The sequence below is a fragment of the Chryseobacterium sp. SC28 genome (assembly GCF_003932955.1).
Classification (GTDB): Bacteria; Bacteroidota; Bacteroidia; order Flavobacteriales; family Weeksellaceae; genus Epilithonimonas.
Genome location: NZ_QOVY01000006.1, coordinates 94,125 through 110,759, shown reverse-complemented (window position 1 = coordinate 110,759; position 16,635 = coordinate 94,125). Strand labels below are relative to the sequence as shown.

The following is a 16,635-nucleotide window of genomic DNA, read 5'->3' as shown; positions in this document are numbered from 1 at the left end:
GTAAATGATGAATGATCTATGATAAGTGATGAATTGCAATCAATTATCATTTATCAACTATCGACTATATTACTGTTCCGTAGGATTTTTCTTGGTTGGTACGATGATCAGCCGCAGCGAAGAATCCTTGTTGAGATAGCTCCACATCCAGTTGAAGAAGATAGCCAGCTTGTTTCGCACACTCAAAATCAGCATCAAATGTAAGAACATCCATAGATACCACGCAAGAAATCCTTGAAATTTGAATTTCGGCAGGTCGACCACCGCGCGGTGTTTCCCAATGGTAGCCATAGATCCGCGGTCGATATATTCATATTCTTCCCAATCTTTCTCGGAATTTTTTTTGAGATTGCGAGCCAGATTTTTACCTTGGTTGATGGCGACGTTTGCGACCTGAGGATGAGCGTGCGGATATTTTGGCGTTTCCATATAGGCGATATCGCCGATGGCAAAGATGTTTTCGTAACCCTTTACGCGGTTGTACCGATCTACTACATATCGGTTTCTTATGAGATTTTCTTTGTTGAAATCATCCACAATGTTTCCGGTAACTCCTGCCGCCCAGATGACATTGTTCGTCGGAATCGACTTGCCACTTGCCATCGAGATAGTCTCGCCGTCGTAATCTGTAACGCGCTCCTTTTTCAAAAATTTAACACCCAGTTCAGCAAGGTATTTATCTGCGGCTTGTTGAGAATCTTTGCTCATGGTTTCCAGCGGCGCATTATCTGCACTTATCAGAATAATGTTAAGATCCGAAAAGTTCATTCTGGGATAATCTCTGGGGAGGATGTGGGTTTTCATTTCGGCAAATGCGCCTGCCAGTTCCACGCCGGTAGGTCCGCTTCCGACAATCACGAGATTCCAGTTGCCGTCGTCGCTGGCTTTTCTTTCGATGATCATTTTTTCAAAAGTCATCAGAATGTGATTCCGGATGGTAATGGCTTCTTGCGTATTCTTCATTCCCATCGTCAATTGTTCGATCTTTTGATTACCGAAAAAATTGGTTTTGCAACCAGTGGCAATCACAAGTTTGTCGTAAGTGAAAACGCCATATTCGCCAATGACTTTATTTTCGGAAGGAACAATTTTTTTAATTTCGGTCATTCTGAACTGAATATTTTTTGATCTCTGAAAGATTTTTCTAAAAGGGAATGAAATGTTGGAAGGCTCGATTCGCCCTGTTGCAACCTGATAAAATAAGGGCTGGAACATATGATGGTTCATCTTGTCTATGACCATTACCTTGTATTTTCCTTGATTATTTAGATTTCTTGCTAATTGTAAGCCCGCGAAACCACCTCCGATGATGACAATCTTTTCCCTCATTGCGATTTATTTTTTGATATTAGATTACATAATTTGATTGAATTCTGCAAAAAGTGTGCTTAATTGAATGACGGCCAAGACACAATAATAAAAAAAGCCCTGATGATCAATATCTCCAAGGCTCTAAAATAATTTTATGAGAAACTAAAACTGATAATTCACGCCCACGGTATAATTTCTTGGTTTTGTTTTATAGCCGATGATATCCACATAGGAAGTGTTGAAAAGATTACCAACATTTGCAAATGCTTCTATTTTTTTTGTGATGTTTTGGGTGATGTTCAAATTGAAAAGATGAAAATGCTGATCGGTAACTTGCACCGTAGAAAAAGTGGAAGAATCGTAATAAGCATCCGTTCTCGAACCAACGTATTGATGGCTGAGATACAGATGCGTCGATTGGAAAGGTTTGAGTTCCACATACGAATTGATTCTCTGTTTGGGCTGGCGCAGCATCGTCGCCTCTTCATCCTTTTCTACATAGCTGAAATTGCCTCCAAAACCAATATATGGATTCAAATCATAATCAAAACCAATTTCAAAACCCTTTGTTTTGTTGTGGTCCACGTTGAGATATTGACCTGCAAATGTCACAAAATCGACGGTTTGGTAAGCAAATACATCTTTCTCCTGCCGCTCGAAAAGGCTCGCGTTGACCACAAGTGATTTGGACTTGTTTCCAATGCTGAGGTCGATCTCGTGACTTTGGTTGGTTTCCGGTTTCAAATCCGGATTCGGGAGAATGTACGGCAGCGATCCAAAACTCTGATACAGCGTGGGAGCGATAAAAGCAGTCGCATAAGAATATCCAATTTTGAAAAACAAATTTTCCGTTTCTCCGATATAAAATGGATTCACAGAATAAACCCAATGATTGCCAAATTTGGCATTGTCCGTCATTCTCGCACCGGCATCCAAGTTCCATCCCTTGTAATTCAGATTAATTTTGGCAAAGACATCGAAGTTGGAAATGTGGGTGTCTTTTTCCAGAAGTCCATCTTCCAGTTCGGTTCCTTCCCAAGGCAAAGAAGCAGAACCCATTTTCTGATTTTCGTACTGCACGCCAACGATGAAGCTGGAGAAATCATTCAGTTTATAGTAATTGTACAATTCCGAGAAAAGGTTTTTCCCCTTGTACGAAAACTGGTCATTGTATTGTTCGGCGTAATAATTTTGGCCCAGCCGATCGGTTTCGGAATATCGGGAATTGAAGATCACTTCGCCATTTTTGTATTTGAAACCGGCATTTGCGCCTGCGAAGAACTGCTTGTCGTCTCCGCGGTAAAGTCCGTCTGCGAAAGCGCCTTCGTCGTATCGATATAAATTGTGATTCCAGCCTCCGGAAAGATTGACATTCCATTTTTCATCAGAATATCCCGCGTTGGCCGAGATGTTTTGCTTTTCCCAGCCGTCTTTGTCAAAGCTATTATCGCCTTTTGCTGAAGAAAAACCTTCGGATTTTTCATTAAAACCATTGAGTTGGTAATTGAATTTGCGCAGTTTTCCCTTTATCGCAAAATTTTGCGCAAATGTGCTGTAGGAACCGCCTCTTGCGGAGATCAGACCTTCGATGTCTTTTTGGGAAGATTTTTTTGTTTTGATGTTAATGACAGAAACCGTCGCATTGGAGCCGTACAAAACCGAGGAAGCGCCATTCAGAACTTCGATGCTTTCTACGCTTTCCAAGGCCATCAGACGAAGATCGGCAACCGTGTAATCGTTTCCTGTAACATCTTTCAGAGGGATGCCATCCAGCAAAATCAAAACATTGGCGCTTTTTCCGCCTCTTATTTTCAGAGATTTGGGTTCCGATTGGTTGTTGAAGTTTCCTGTGATTTGAAAACCCGCAACTTGATTGAGAACATCATTAAGACTTTGCCCTTTGAAGTTTTCCAGATCTTGGGCTGCGAAAAGCTGGATGTTTTTTCCTGTTTTGTAGAGTTGTTGAGGAATCTTCGAAGCCACCGTAACTTCCTCGATTGCAATCGTGTCGGTTCGTTGGGCAAGAAGCGAGGCACCGGCGGTCAGCATTGCGCCAGCCAAAAATAATTTTCTGTTCATTAAATTATAATTTTAGATTATAAAATAACTTCCAGAACTGAAAACGCGAAAATATAAACACAGAAAGTGCGTATAGAATCAGGCTTTTCCTCCGAAAGCATTTATTCAAATGTAGTTCTGGCAGGTCTCCTGACTTTCGCTGATTTTGCGCCTTCTCATCCGCGAATGGCGGACAATGGCAAGATTGCAAAATACTTTTTGGCGATTTACAGTTGCGGGGACAGTTGAAGAATTGCACTTCATTCCCTTTTAATCCCGAATGATCGGGAACCAAATCTGTGGCAAATATAATGAAGTTTGGGTAATAAACTGAAAAATTGTTAAAAAAGAAGCGTGCCAACGGCAGATGATTTTCTTTTTTTGTAGAAAGTCTCCAAAGGTTTTGGAAAAGATTTTGAGTCGGCAAGTTCTTCATCTGCAATCAAATAGCCATTATCGGAGGCCCATTTTTCCAATAGTTTTTTGGATTCCAATTCGATAGTGTGGATTTCGATGGTCATATTTTTATGCGTCAGTTTATGATGGATGGTTTTGCTATGTATGATTCGTTTTTCCCAAATTTCGGGTACGGAAGTTGGAAATTCAAATAATTTTTTCCAGATAAAATCATCGCCTCTTTGTTTGATGAGAAACTTGTTTTCGAATTGGACAAAATAATATTTTAAGTTCAAATCTGTGACTTTGGCTTTCTTGGTTTTAACAGGAAATTCCGAAATCCTTGCGGTTTGATAAGCAAGACAATCGCTGTTCACAGGACATTCCGGGCAAAGGGGATTTTTCGGTTTGCAAATCTCGGAACCGATGTCCATAATGGCCTGGTTAAAATCGCCCGGTTTTTCTTCAGGCATCATTAGCAGAGCCAAATTGGTAAAATAATGAAATGCTTTGGAATTCGAGATATCAAAATCGTCTGCGAAGATTCTTGATAAAACGCGGTAGAAATTGCCGTCTATGGCCGGGATTTTTTCATCAAAACAAATGCTGGCAATGGCTGCGGCGGTATATTTTCCGATGCCTTTGAGTTTCAGGATTTCGTGGTAACAGTTTGGAAATTCGCCACCAAAATCTTCGATGATTTGGTGCGCGGCTTTGTGCAGATTAATGGCGCGGGAATAGTAGCCCAAGCCTTTCCAGTAGAGCAAAACGTGGTCTTCCGATGCCTTGTGAAGTTCAGCCATATTCGGGAATCTTTCTATGAATCTGAGGAAATGGCCGAGGCCTTGCTTCACCTGAGTTTGCTGCAAAATAATTTCGCTGATCCAGATCTGGTAGGCTTGCTGATTTTCTCGCCAAGGGAGTGGCCGGCAATTGGTTTCGTACCAGTTTATCAGTTTGTTGCCAATGTGAAGAAAATCAGCATTTTGTTTGTTAGTTTTCAAAAATATGTCTTATATTTGCACACCAAAAATATAAAGAAATTAGAAAATGACAAAGGCAGAACTGGTAAATACCATCTCGAACAAGCTGGGAGTAGAGAAAAATGAGACGCAAAAAGTGATAGAAGCTTTCATGCAGGAAATCAGAACATCTATGTATAACGGAGATAACGTTTATTTAAGAGGTTTTGGATCATTCATCATCAAAACTAGAGCAGCAAAAACAGGAAGAAATATTTCTAAGAATACGGCAATAGAAATACCGGCTCACAATATTCCTGCTTTCAAACCTTCAAAAACTTTCGTAGAAAAAGTAAAGAGCAAGGTTGAAGTAAAGAATTAGAACAATAACGTATAAAAATATTAAAGTATGCCAAGCGGAAAGAAAAGAAAAAGACACAAAGTTGCAACTCACAAAAGAAAAAAAAGAAGAAGAGCAAACCGACACAAAAAGAAATAATTTTGTTGTTGTAACGTCTTATACATATAAATATAGTTGGTCTTTTTGCCAACTATATTTTTGTTTTATATTTACAAACTAATACTGTAAAAAATCACTTTATGAAGTTATGAAGAAAGAACTGATAATTTCCAATGAGGAAGACGCTACAAAGATCGCATTGTTGGAAGACGGACGTCTTTTTGAACTTCACGAGCAGCAAACCAAATCCGACTTTGTAGTTGGAGATCTTTTTTTAGGAAAGATCAGAAAACTGGCTCCCAACCTCAATGCGGCTTTCGTAAACATCGGCACAGACAAAGATGCTTTCCTGCATTATCAGGATCTGGGTCCGCAGTTTCTTTCTTATCAGAAATTCCTTAAAAATACCTTTGCCAAAAAACAACAAACGCCAAGTTTGAAAAATGCCGAACATGCCAAAGACATCGACAAGATGGGAACGGTGGACAAAGTTTTGAATGTTGGCGACGTGGTTCTGCTTCAGATCACCAAAGAACCCATTTCTACCAAAGGACCGCGCATTTCTACGCAAATCTCTCTCACGGGGCGGTTTTTGGTCTTGATTCCTTTTGATAATAAAGTTTCCATATCCAAAAAAGTGAGCGACGGCGCCGAAAAAGAACGGCTCAAAACCTTGATAGAGAGCATACGTCCCGAAGGCTTTGGCGTCATCATCAGAACCGTGGCCGAAGGAAAGAAAGTGGCCGAGCTCCACAATGATATGAATCAGCTTGTGAAAAAATGGGAAACGACCTTCAAGAATATTCAGAAAAATAAAGTACCGAGCAAAGTCTTGAGTGAGGAGGATAAAGCGTCTGCTATCCTTAGAGACAACTTCAACCAAGACTTCGTCAGCATCATTTGTGACGACGAAAAGATGGTGGAGGATATGAGAGCTTATATCGAAGTCATTGCTCCCGAAAGAAAAAATATCGTTCAGTTTTACGATTCTCATATTCCGCTTTTGGAATATTACAATGTTGAAAAACAGCTGAAACAAAGTTTCGGAAAACACGTGAATATTCCGGCGTCCAAAGGCGCGTACCTCGTCATCGAACATACAGAAGCGCTACACGTCATCGATGTGAATTCCGGCAACAACATTTCGTCTTCATCGACCAATAAAATGCACGCTTTAACCGTCAATAAAATGGCGGCGACAGAAATTGCCAGACAACTTCGGCTGCGCGATATGGGCGGCATCATCGTGGTAGATTTTATAGATATGATAGATGCGGAACACCGAAAAGAACTGTACGAACATCTGCGGGACGAAATGAAACGGGACAAGGCGAGACACAAAATCCTGCCGCCTTCCAAGTTTGGACTGATCCAGATAACAAGGCAGCGCGTGCGCCCCGAAAAACATATCGAAACCAACGAAGAAAATCCGAATAAAGATGGGGAAATCATTGCTCCAATCGTCATCATCGAAAAAATGGAAGATTCCATCCGAGCGATAATGCAAAAGGAAAAAGGAAAACTTTTCCTGCACGTGCATCCCTTTGTAGAAGCCTATCTCACGAAAGGCTTGGCAAGCATCCAGAACAAATGGTTTGTGAAATACAAAAAATGGGTGACGATCATCCCGAGAGATTCCTTCAAAATGCTGGAGTTCCACCTCTACAACGCTCAGAAAAAAGAGCTGATGAGCTTTTCCAATTAGAAAATTTAAACTTTGCTGGTGACGGCAAAGTTTTTTTATTTTTCCTTTAACTAATATTTAACGCGCATCTTATGTTATTTAGATTTTAATTGTGATATTTTGGTTATACTTTTGATGCTTAAACTTAAATAAAAATATATGTCAGGAAAAATTTTATGGATCGATGATGAAGTGGATCTTCTCAAACCGCATATTGTCTTTTTGGAAAACAAAGGTTACAACGTAACTCCAGTAAACAACGTGAATGAGGCTTTGGAGATGATAGAAAAAGAAAATTTTGCATTGACATTTCTCGACGAAAATATGCCGGGAATCTCAGGCCTGGAAGCCATCCCGATGATCAAAGAGAGAGATAACGCCATCAAAATCGTGATGGTGACCAAAAGTGAGGAAGAGCACATTATGGAACAGGCCATCGGTTCTCAAATTGAAGATTATATCCTGAAACCTGTAAATCCCAACCAAGTTCTTTTGTCTCTTAAGAAAATCCTGCAAAGCGAATCTCTAGTTGAGCAAAAAACAATCGTTGATTATCAGCAGGAATTCCGGAATCTGAGTATGGAATTGTCGTACCTCAGAACCTATCAGGATTGGGCAGAATATTACAAGAAAATCCTGAATTGGGAAGTGAAATTCGACAAAGTTTCGGATAATGAGTTTGCAGATCTGCTGCAGAATCAAAAAGAGGAAGCCAACATTCAGTTTTCAAAATTTATAGAAAACAATTACGAAGATTGGCTCCACAGCAACGATAAACCGATGATGAGTCACACGCTCTTCAAAGACAAAGTGAAACCGGAACTTGAAAAAGACAAAGTGCTGCTCTTGATGGTAGATAACATGCGCTATGACCAATGGAAAGTTATCGAACCGCTGTTCACAAAGTTCTACAACAAAACTTCGGAAGATTACTACTTCAGCATTTTGCCAACGGCAACGCAGTATGCACGTAACTCATTTTTCGCCGGATTGATGCCGTCCGAAATCGAAAAAAGATTCCCCAACAATTGGTTCAATGACAACGAAGAAGGCAACAAAAACGAGTTCGAAAGAGACTTTTTGGAAGATCAGTTGAAACGCTTAGGACTATCGGGAAAATCAATGAAATACCTGAAAATCCTGAACTCCGACTTCGAAAGAAAGGTTTTAGAAGATTTCAATCAGCATAAAAGTAACGATCTATTGGTCATCGTTTACAATTTTATCGATATTCTATCTCACGCAAAAACCGACAACAGTATTGTAAATCAATTGATTAGAGACGACAAAACGTTTCGCTCATTAACTTACAACTGGTTCGAAAACTCGTCCTTGCTGAAAATTATCAAAGCTGCCGCAGAAAGTGGATTCAAATTAGTCATCACCACAGATCACGGCACAATTTATGTTAAAAAACCTAGTAAGGTGGTGGGCGACAGAGAAACGTCGACCAACATCCGATACAAAACCGGACGCAGCTTAACCTACGAAGACAGAGATGTCTGGGCTATCAACAATCCCGACAAACTCTTTCTACCGAAAGGAAACTTGAGTTCCAAATATATTTTTGCCAAGAACAATATATTCTTGGCTTATCCAAAAAACTATAACCACTTTGTGAATTATTACAAAGAAACTTATCAGCACGGAGGGATTTCCCTAGAGGAAATCATCATTCCGATAAGCATATTAGAGCCCAAATAGTTTTTTCATAGTTTATTTGATTTGGGTTTATTGGGGCGGAAGAAGCGCATGCTTTTTCCGCCTTTTTTAATTTTAAAAACTCACTCTCCTGTGGAAGAGAACTACCTTTCAATCCAACCTCCCTCTCCTTTGGAGAGGGCTGGGGTGAGGATAAAAAACTCAAAGAGGGCCGGGGTGAGGAAAAAAACTCCATCCAGCCTCCCTCTCCTTTGGAGAGGGCTGGGGTGAGGAAAAAAAACTCAAAGAGAGCCGGGGTGAGGAAAAAAACTCCATCCAACCTCCCTCTCCTTTGGAGAGGGCTGGGGTGAGGAAAATCTTATTTCCGCATTTCTTTTTTCCATTCAATCCAAAATCCCGAACTTTGAAACCTAATTTCAAAACATCCGGCGTCTAACATTAATTTATGAAAGTCATTTCCTACAACGTCAACGGAATCCGCGCTGCATTCACAAAAGACTTCCTCGGCTGGCTCAATGTTGCAAGCCCCGACGTGATTTGCATTCAGGAAAGCAAAGCCGGAAATGACCAAATTGATATAGAAAGTTTGGAAAAAGCAGGCTATCACAGTTATTGGCATTCGGCCGTGAAGAAGGGATACAGCGGCGTTGGGATTGCTTCTAAAGTAAAGCCCAATCACGTAGAATCGGGCTGCGGAATCGAAAGCTACGACAACGAAGGCCGGATTATCCGCGCAGATTTTGACGGCTTTTCCGTGATTTCTGTTTACGTTCCGTCCGCTTCCAATATGGATAGATTAGAGTTCAAAATGCAGTTTTGTTTTGACTTTTCCGAGTATATCAAAGAGCTAAGAAAAAGCATTCCGAATCTCATCGTCAGCGGCGATTTCAATATTTGTCACAAAGCGATCGATATTCACAATCCCATTGGTTTGGCAAATACTTCCGGATTTCTCCCAATAGAAAGACAGTGGATGACAAATTTTATAAAAGAAAATCGCTTAACAGACAGTTTCCGATATTTCAATAGCCAACCAGATCAATATTCCTGGTGGAGTTACCGAGCGGGATCCAGAGCAAGAAACAAAGGTTGGCGTTTAGATTACAACTTCGTCTCTGAACCTTTGAAAGATAAAATGACAAGAGCCGTAATCCTCCCGGAAGTGAAGCATTCCGACCATTGTCCGGTAATGGTAGAACTGGAGCTATAGATGATAAATGATAATCTATTTCTAATCTGCGATTACTGTTTCATCCAAGCCATCAGTTATCATTTATTAATCATTATTTATAAAAACCGTGCACGAGCATTTTAATCTTATCATAGAAATCTTGGGAACCATTTCCTTCTCGATGTCGGGCAGTTTTGCCGCGATGCAGAAGCGTTTGGATCCTTTTGGCGTCTTGATAATCGCGTTCGTTACTTCGGTGGGCGGCGGAACAGTCCGGGATTTGCTGCTAGATGTTCCCGTATTTTGGATGAGCGATCTTCTGACGTTTGTTTTGATTCTCACCACCAGCGTATTTTCTATGATCTTCAAATCCATTGAAAGAAATTTTCGGGTAACGCTGTTTATATTTGACAGTTTTGGATTGGGATTATTCACGATTATCGGGATTCAGAAAGGTCTTACTGCGGGCTTTCATCCGCTGATTTGTTTAACATTGGGGACGATCACGGGGTGTTTTGGCGGGATTATGAGAGATATTTTGCTCAATCGGATTCCATTGATTTTTAGAAAAGAAATCTATGCGACGGCTTGTATCGTTGGTGGCGGCATATTTTTGTTGCTTATAAATTACAGCGATCTTTCCTATACGTTCGTACAGATTTTCACGATTATTTTAATCGTCGCCATCCGAACTTTGGCCGTAAAATACCATTGGCAAATCCCGAAATTCTACGGTTACGAAAGCAACCAGGAAATGTAACTTATAGCCCTGATTGCAGTGGAAATCCCGCAGCAAGTCTCTCCACCGGCTCAGGGACGGGCTGACTTGCGAGGAATTGCAACGGAAAGCAGGTTCCCGGCTCCTCAAAAAAATAAAAAAGAGCGGAATTGTTTTTCGCTCTTTTATAATTTTAAAATTAGAATTCGATTCTACTTTCTAACATCTAATTTCTAACATCTAAACTTAGAATTTGCCTCTTTGTCTCATATTCGGATTGTGCATATGTTTTTGCATTGTTGGCATTTTCATTTGATCCTTGATCATCTTGATCTGGTCGGTCATCAGGCCGGCAGAATCTAAGCGTTTGGCTTCTTCCAGAAGTTTCTGAGCCTCGGATTTTCGTCCTTTGGCCAGTGCCGATGCTGCAAGATTTAGTTTTGCCATTGCTCTGTCGTGTTTCATATTCAGACCGTATTCCAGTGCTTTTTTCATCAATCCTTCCGTTTTTTGGGGATGATCCTGAGCCATCGTCAAAGCCTGAAGGTAGTGGAAATAGCCGTACTGGCTTTTGTGAAGTTGTGATCGAAAATCTTTGATATTGGCGAGATATTTGGAGGCCTTCGCCAAATTTTGCTTTCTGAGCTGCCAGAATGCCAAAAGAATATTTTCATTTTTGAAAAAAAGCGCAATCGGAATCCCGGAAAGAATCACCAAAACCACGCCCCAGCCGATGTTTCGGTTGAACATCAAATAAACGCCCAAAGCAATGATGACGGCCGCGATTACAAATTTTATATACTTGTTCATGTTCAAAATTTACAGAGCAAAGATAATCATTCGGCGATGAATTTCCGAATCGACAGAAAATTTGTTGATTGCGATTTTCAAAAATCTTTCTTCTTTTATTTAAGAATTAAAAAATTCCCAAACTACTCTGGCTTTCGCTTTCCCGAGGATTTCTTCCAAGGTGACTAGGTCTGCTTCTTTGATTCTTTTCACAGATTTCAGCTTTGTCAGAAGCAGTTCTATGGTTTTCGGACCCACGCCCGGGATTTGTTCCAGTTCAGATTGGATGGTCGAGTTGCTTCGCCGCGTTCGGTGATGTTTCACGCCAAATCGGTGCGCTTCGTCTCTCACGCGTTGAAGGATTTTCAAAGTTTCCGATTTTTTATCGATGTACAAAGGGACAGAATCTTCCGGAAAATAGATTTCTTCCAGCCTTTTTGCAATCCCGATAATCGTGATTTTTCCGTAAAGTCCCAGCAGTTTCAGGCTTTTGACCGCCGAAGACAATTGTCCTTTTCCGCCATCAATCAAAATGAGTTGAGGCAGCGGCTCGCCTTCGTCAATCAAGCGTCGGTAACGCCTGTAGATCACTTCTTCCATCGTTTTGAAATCATCCGGACCCTCGACGGTTTTAGGATGAAAAATTCGGTAATCTGCTTTGCTGGGTTTCCCATCTTTGAAGACCACACACGCCGAAACAGGGTTGGTTCCCTGGATGTTCGAGTTGTCAAAACCTTCGATATGCCTAGGTTCCACCGGCATCCGCAGGAGTTTTTGCATCTCTGCCATGATGCGGTTGGTGTGTCTTTCGGGGTCTATGATTTGGACTTGTTTTAGTTTTTCAAGTCTGTATTCTTTCGCATTTTTCTCAGAAAGTTCTACGATTCTTTTCTTGTCGCCCACTTTTGGAACGATCAATTTTACATTCGGGATTTCCAGACCGAGATGGAATGGAAGCAGAATCTCTTTGGAAGTGGAATCAAATTTCTGACGAATCTCCACCAAAGCTTCTTCCAGAATGTCTTCGTCCGCTTCTTCCAACACTTTTTTGATCTCGGTCGTAAAACTTTGAACGATGGATCCATTTCTGATTTTGAAATAATTGACGTACGCCGCCGTCTCGTCGCTCGTCATCCCAAAAACGTCCACGTCATCGATGCTTGGATGAACCACGGTATGCTTCTCCTGATAATTTTCCAGAGATTCTATATTTTGCTTGATTAATTGCGCCTTTTCAAACTCCAAATTGGCAGCAAACCGGTGCATTCTTTCTTCCAAATATTTTCTCGCCAATCGGAAATCTCCTTTGATAATGCCTCGGATGGCATCCACTTTTTCATCATAATCTTCTTTAGATTCCAAGGCTTCGCAAGGTCCGTTGCAATTTTTAATGTGATATTCCAGGCAAACGCGGTATTTCCCTTCTGCGATTTTTTCGGGAGCCAGATTTAGATTGCACGTCCGGATTTTGTACAGATTTTTGATCGTGTCCAGAAGTATTCGCGCCGGTTTCACTTTGGCATACGGGCCATAATATTCGGAGCCGTCCTTTATTTTTGATCGGGTCAGAAATATTCTTGGAAAATCTTCATTTTTGATGCAAATCCACGGATAGGTTTTGTCGTCCTTCAGCATCACATTATAAAATGGCTGGTGCTCCTTTATCAGATTGTTTTCCAGCAAAAGTGCGTCGTATTCGCTGTTGACAACGGTTGTTTCCAGCCTGTGAATCTTCGAAACCATTATTCTGGTTCGGTAGCCGGACAAGTTTTTGTTGAAGTAGGAAAGTACCCGTTTGTTGAGCTGCTTCGCTTTTCCGACGTACAAGAGTTGATCATTTTTGTCGTAATAGCGGTACACGCCAGGCTCCGAAGGAAGGGTTTTCAGCTGAAGTTCTAAGTTGGGATTCACAATACAAATTTAGCGAAATCGGAAGTTTAAATCTAATAATGTCCAAGAAATTGTGGCGATCGAGTGCAAGTCAATATTCAATTTTAATTTTCAAAATAATCGATTAATTTGTACCTTTCCTTATCGAAAAACCGAACAGTATGAACGAAATAATCTGTCCAAATTGTAAAAAGGCCTTTAAAGTGGACGAAGCAGGATATGCCGAGATTCTGAAACAAGTTCGCAATCATCAATTTGAAGAAGAACTGCAAGAGCGATTGAGAATTGCCGAGAAAGAAAAAAATAGTGAAATTGAAATCAACAGAGCGAAATTCAAAAACTACTTGCAAGAGCAGCTTTCCAAAAAAGATGCGGAGATCAATAAATTAAAATCGGACAGCCAACTGGAGATTACGGGAAAAATTTCGCAGAAAGATAAAGAAATTCTGGAATTGAAAGCGAAAATCGAAAAAGCCGAAACCGAGAAAAAATTGGCCATTTCCGAAGCCGTTCAAAAAGTAGAAAAAGAAAAAAACAGCATCGAAGCTGAAAAAAATAAGCTCAATAATCTTTTGAAAAATAAAGAATTGGAAAAAGAGCTTTCCGAGAAATCTCTGAAAGAACAGTTTGGCGAAAAACTAAGATCCAAAGATGAAATCATTAAGTTTAAAGATGAGGAAATCGACCGGGTAAAGGATATGAAAGCCAAACTATCGACCAAAATGATTGGCGAGACCCTGGAGCAGCATTGCGAAATCGAGTTCAATAAACTGCGTGCAACGGCATTTCAGAATGTGTATTTTGAAAAAGATAACGATGCGAGCTCGGGCAGCAAGGGCGATTTTGTGTATCGGGAATTTGACGATGAGGGCAACGAAATCATCTCGATCATGTTTGAAATGAAAAACGAGTCGGATCAAACGGCCTCGAAAAAACGGAATGAAGATTTCTTCCGAGAACTGGACAAAGACCGGAACGAGAAAAAATGCGAATATGCCATTATGGTGTCTTTGTTAGAAGCGGAAAATGAGTTTTACAATACAGGAATTGTGGATGTTTCGCACCGGTTTCCGAAGATGTATGTGGTGCGGCCGCAGTTTTTTATAACCGTCATCACGCTTCTGAGAAATGCCGCTATGAACTCATTGAAATACAAAAAAGAACTGGCTTTGGTGAGGAATCAGAATATTGATATTACCAATTTTGAAGAAAAAATTGAGACTTTCAAACAGGGGTTTGCAAAGAATTATGAGTTGGCCAGCAGGCAGTTTAAAACCGCGGTTGATGAAATTGACAAAACCATTACCCATCTTCAAAAAACCAAAGATGCATTGATGTCTTCTGTTAATAATTTGCGACTGGCCAACATCAAAGCCGAAGATTTGACCATCAAAAAACTGACTTATGACAATCCCACAATGAAGGCAAAATTTGATGAATTAAAATAAGGATTAAAATCGTCGAATTTACCGACACCTGTTTCGGGATTTCCTAAATTTTTCGGTTTCTCGCCAACATCGGGATCGAAATCAAACCCATTACAAGCATAATGAGGATCTGCAATGGCAATGTGATGAAAGAGTAAGCGAGACCCAATTCGGCACCCGCGGTCGCATCTTTTCCCATCGAAATGAACAAGGCCATAAACCCGAATTTCATTGCTAAATTGAAGGCGCCAATACCGCCGCTGGCCGGGATGATCATTCCCAAAGTGCCGACAACCAGGATAAAACAGCCATCTGCCAAAGTGAAATTGGAGGTTTCCGGCAATGCAAAACAAACCAAATACGAAGCGAAAAAATAACAGATCCAGATGCAAGCTGTGTAAAGGATGAATTTGGATTTTTGCTTTAATTTAAAAACAGATTTCAATCCTTCGAAGATGCCATCGATGAAATCGATGATTTTTGAGATGAAGGAAAATCGCCTGAAGTTTTCTTTGAATTTGAAAAATAGGGCGATGCCAAGAATTCCGGCAATGAATAAAGCGCTGAAAAGCAAAGGATTGGGCTGGAAGCCGGAGTTGATATAGAAGCTTTTTATGGCTTCAAATTTGAAAACCAAAGTAAGTCCCAGAAAGATCATCATACAAATCAGATCGATGACGCGTTCGAGAATAATGGTTCCAAAAGATTTGTCGACAGGCACTTTTTCTACCCCATAAAGCGCCGTCGAGCGGGCTACTTCGCCACTTCTCGGAATGGTGAGATTCATCAAATAGCCGAAAGAAATAGACCAAAGCGAGTTGCTATTGGAAATCTTGTGACCCATCGGCTCCAGCAGAAGATTCCAGCGGATTGCCCGAAACCAATAGGCGGAAATGCCAAAAACGGCGGCCGCTGCGACCCAAAAGTAATTGGCCTTTTTGAGCGAGCTTTTGATTTTTTCATAATCCAATCCGCGCAACGCAAGCCAAAGGAAAAGTCCCGCAATGAGGAGCGAAACCAGAACAGTGACTGCATTTTTGAATGCGGCGGATTTTTTTTCTTCCAAAATTTCAGGAAATTAGGTGAGCAGATTGGTAGCTTCGTCGGGGAAAACAATTTTTGGCTGGAAATTTTTGGCTTCTTCGGGCGTCATCTGGGCATACGCAATGATGATGATGATGTCGCCTTTTTGGACTCTCCGGGCTGCCGGACCGTTGAGACAGATTTCGCCGGATTTCCGCTTTCCTTTGATGACGTAGGTGTCGAACCGTTCGCCGTTGTTGACATTGACGATGTAAACGCGCTCTCCGACGATCAAGCCGGCCGCTTCGATGAGGTCTTCGTCAATGGTGATGCTTCCAATATAGTCCAAGTCCGATGCGGTGACACGGACTCGGTGGATTTTCGACTTAAAAACTTCGATAAACATAGCTGCAAATTTACATTAAATTAATAAAATTGGAAAAGAAGATTTTACTTTATAAAAGGATGAGCTGTAAATGCGCTTTTTCCATTACGATTATAAATACTCACAAAAACTATATTTCTGATTATGAATTTCTCAATTGTTTTTATTTTCGATTAATTGCCCGATCTTATTGGATAGACAAAGGGAAAATTATTAAAGGAGAAAACGGCAAAGTGGTGTGTTTTCGTTAATTTTTACATTACCGAAAACTCATTTTTTTTAAAAAAAAGCCACACACTTCACTAAATTTAACAAAAATATTTGCACGATATCAAAAATGTCTTATATTTGCTTTAACAACATAACTTTAATTAAATAAATATTATGAACAAGTCTGAATTAATCGACGCAATCGCGAAGGATGCAGAAATCACAAAAGCTGCTGCAAAAAAAGCATTAGAATCATTTGTTTCAAATGTTACAGAAACGCTTAAGAAAAAAGACGGTAAAGTATCTCTGGTAGGTTTCGGGACTTTCTCAGTGTCTCAAAGAGCTGCAAGACAAGGCATCAACCCTGCGACAAAGAAACCAATTAAAATTGAGGCTAAAACGGTAGCGAAGTTCAAAGCCGGTGCGGATTTGGCCAATGCGGTTTCCGGAAGTAAGAAGAAGTAATTTTATTTGATTATTCGAATAAAA

14 protein-coding genes and 1 riboswitch are annotated in these 16,635 nt (G+C 40.6%); of the genes, 7 read left to right on the top strand and 7 right to left on the bottom strand.

The features are described 5' to 3' along the window. Positions 1 to 69 precede the first annotated feature (69 nt). From DTW91_RS05515 to mutY, 3 genes are all read right to left on the bottom strand, one after another. Positions 70 to 1,329, bottom strand: coding sequence for an NAD(P)/FAD-dependent oxidoreductase (locus DTW91_RS05515; protein ID WP_125202394.1), 1,260 nt, complete (start codon positions 1,327 to 1,329; stop codon positions 70 to 72). Positions 1,330 to 1,473: 144 nt separating this feature from the next. Further along, positions 1,474 to 3,390 carry a TonB-dependent receptor plug domain-containing protein gene (locus tag DTW91_RS05510; protein WP_125202393.1) on the bottom strand — a complete coding sequence of 639 codons (1,917 nt, stop codon included), beginning with the start codon at positions 3,388 to 3,390 and terminating at the stop codon, positions 1,474 to 1,476. A gap of 101 nt (positions 3,391 to 3,491) precedes the next feature. Beyond that, a riboswitch (cobalamin riboswitch) is annotated at positions 3,492 to 3,680 on the bottom strand. A gap of 30 nt (positions 3,681 to 3,710) precedes the next feature. Then, entirely contained in the window at positions 3,711 to 4,769 is a 1,059-nt protein-coding gene (gene mutY, locus DTW91_RS05505) for an A/G-specific adenine glycosylase (RefSeq protein WP_125202392.1), read from the bottom strand. Positions 4,770 to 4,815: 46 nt separating this feature from the next. On the opposite strand from mutY, the gene DTW91_RS05500 reads away from it, so the two are divergent. The 5 genes from DTW91_RS05500 (at position 4,816) to DTW91_RS05480 (ending at position 10,464) form a co-directional block, all read left to right on the top strand. After that, positions 4,816 to 5,109 (top strand): HU family DNA-binding protein, encoded by a 294-nt coding sequence (locus DTW91_RS05500; protein ID WP_125202391.1) that lies wholly within the window; start codon positions 4,816 to 4,818, stop codon positions 5,107 to 5,109. Between the two features lie 226 nt (positions 5,110 to 5,335). Beyond that, on the top strand, positions 5,336 to 6,892 hold the full coding sequence (locus tag DTW91_RS05495) for an Rne/Rng family ribonuclease (RefSeq protein ID WP_125202390.1): 1,557 nt from the start codon (positions 5,336 to 5,338) through the stop codon (positions 6,890 to 6,892). A 138-nt stretch (positions 6,893 to 7,030) separates the two neighbouring features. Then, positions 7,031 to 8,575, top strand: a complete 1,545-nt coding sequence (locus tag DTW91_RS05490) for a bifunctional response regulator/alkaline phosphatase family protein (RefSeq protein ID WP_125202389.1) — start codon at positions 7,031 to 7,033, stop codon at positions 8,573 to 8,575. 403 nt (positions 8,576 to 8,978) lie between these two features. After that, positions 8,979 to 9,743 carry an exodeoxyribonuclease III gene (locus DTW91_RS05485; protein WP_125202388.1) on the top strand — a complete coding sequence of 255 codons (765 nt, stop codon included), beginning with the start codon at positions 8,979 to 8,981 and terminating at the stop codon, positions 9,741 to 9,743. Positions 9,744 to 9,831: 88 nt separating this feature from the next. Then, a complete protein-coding gene (locus DTW91_RS05480) occupies positions 9,832 to 10,464 on the top strand; it encodes a trimeric intracellular cation channel family protein (protein ID WP_125202387.1) in 633 nt (210 codons plus the stop codon). Positions 10,465 to 10,668: 204 nt separating this feature from the next. On the opposite strand, the gene DTW91_RS05475 is transcribed toward DTW91_RS05480, so the two are convergent. Continuing rightward, the gene (locus DTW91_RS05475) at positions 10,669 to 11,232 is read right to left on the bottom strand and encodes a DUF2892 domain-containing protein (RefSeq protein WP_125202386.1); all 564 of its coding nucleotides are present in this window, start codon (positions 11,230 to 11,232) and stop codon (positions 10,669 to 10,671) included. A 99-nt stretch (positions 11,233 to 11,331) separates the two neighbouring features. After that, the gene (gene uvrC, locus DTW91_RS05470; RefSeq protein ID WP_125202385.1) at positions 11,332 to 13,122 is read right to left on the bottom strand and encodes an excinuclease ABC subunit UvrC; all 1,791 of its coding nucleotides are present in this window, start codon (positions 13,120 to 13,122) and stop codon (positions 11,332 to 11,334) included. A 140-nt stretch (positions 13,123 to 13,262) separates the two neighbouring features. Here uvrC and DTW91_RS05465 point away from each other — a divergent pair, with 140 nt between their 5' ends. Continuing rightward, positions 13,263 to 14,549 carry a DUF2130 domain-containing protein gene (locus DTW91_RS05465; protein WP_125202384.1) on the top strand — a complete coding sequence of 429 codons (1,287 nt, stop codon included), beginning with the start codon at positions 13,263 to 13,265 and terminating at the stop codon, positions 14,547 to 14,549. A 43-nt stretch (positions 14,550 to 14,592) separates the two neighbouring features. On the opposite strand, the gene DTW91_RS05460 is transcribed toward DTW91_RS05465, so the two are convergent. Together DTW91_RS05460 and panD are read right to left on the bottom strand one after the other, a co-directional pair. Further along, positions 14,593 to 15,597, bottom strand: coding sequence for a lysylphosphatidylglycerol synthase transmembrane domain-containing protein (locus DTW91_RS05460; RefSeq protein ID WP_125202383.1), 1,005 nt, complete (start codon positions 15,595 to 15,597; stop codon positions 14,593 to 14,595). A 9-nt stretch (positions 15,598 to 15,606) separates the two neighbouring features. Then, the gene (panD, locus tag DTW91_RS05455; protein WP_125202382.1) at positions 15,607 to 15,957 is read right to left on the bottom strand and encodes an aspartate 1-decarboxylase; all 351 of its coding nucleotides are present in this window, start codon (positions 15,955 to 15,957) and stop codon (positions 15,607 to 15,609) included. Between the two features lie 363 nt (positions 15,958 to 16,320). Between panD and DTW91_RS05450 the strand changes: the two genes are divergently transcribed. After that, positions 16,321 to 16,611: an HU family DNA-binding protein gene (locus DTW91_RS05450; protein WP_125202381.1), complete on the top strand. Its 291-nt coding sequence runs from the start codon at positions 16,321 to 16,323 to the stop codon at positions 16,609 to 16,611. Positions 16,612 to 16,635: the final 24 nt, after the last annotated feature.

What these genes read in the sequence shown, in the direction of transcription:
- panD (WP_125202382.1), bottom strand. Translation starts at nt 15,957, where the DNA reads ATGTTTATCGAAGTTTTTAAGTCGAAAATCCACCGAGTCCGTGTCACC.
- DTW91_RS05500 (WP_125202391.1), top strand. Translation starts at nt 4,816, where the DNA reads ATGACAAAGGCAGAACTGGTAAATACCATCTCGAACAAGCTGGGAGTA.
- DTW91_RS05475 (WP_125202386.1), bottom strand. Translation starts at nt 11,232, where the DNA reads ATGAACAAGTATATAAAATTTGTAATCGCGGCCGTCATCATTGCTTTG.
- DTW91_RS05495 (WP_125202390.1), top strand. Translation starts at nt 5,336, where the DNA reads ATGAAGAAAGAACTGATAATTTCCAATGAGGAAGACGCTACAAAGATC.
- DTW91_RS05510 (WP_125202393.1), bottom strand. Translation starts at nt 3,390, where the DNA reads ATGAACAGAAAATTATTTTTGGCTGGCGCAATGCTGACCGCCGGTGCC.
- DTW91_RS05485 (WP_125202388.1), top strand. Translation starts at nt 8,979, where the DNA reads ATGAAAGTCATTTCCTACAACGTCAACGGAATCCGCGCTGCATTCACA.
- DTW91_RS05465 (WP_125202384.1), top strand. Translation starts at nt 13,263, where the DNA reads ATGAACGAAATAATCTGTCCAAATTGTAAAAAGGCCTTTAAAGTGGAC.
- DTW91_RS05515 (WP_125202394.1), bottom strand. Translation starts at nt 1,329, where the DNA reads ATGAGGGAAAAGATTGTCATCATCGGAGGTGGTTTCGCGGGCTTACAA.
- DTW91_RS05490 (WP_125202389.1), top strand. Translation starts at nt 7,031, where the DNA reads ATGTCAGGAAAAATTTTATGGATCGATGATGAAGTGGATCTTCTCAAA.
- DTW91_RS05450 (WP_125202381.1), top strand. Translation starts at nt 16,321, where the DNA reads ATGAACAAGTCTGAATTAATCGACGCAATCGCGAAGGATGCAGAAATC.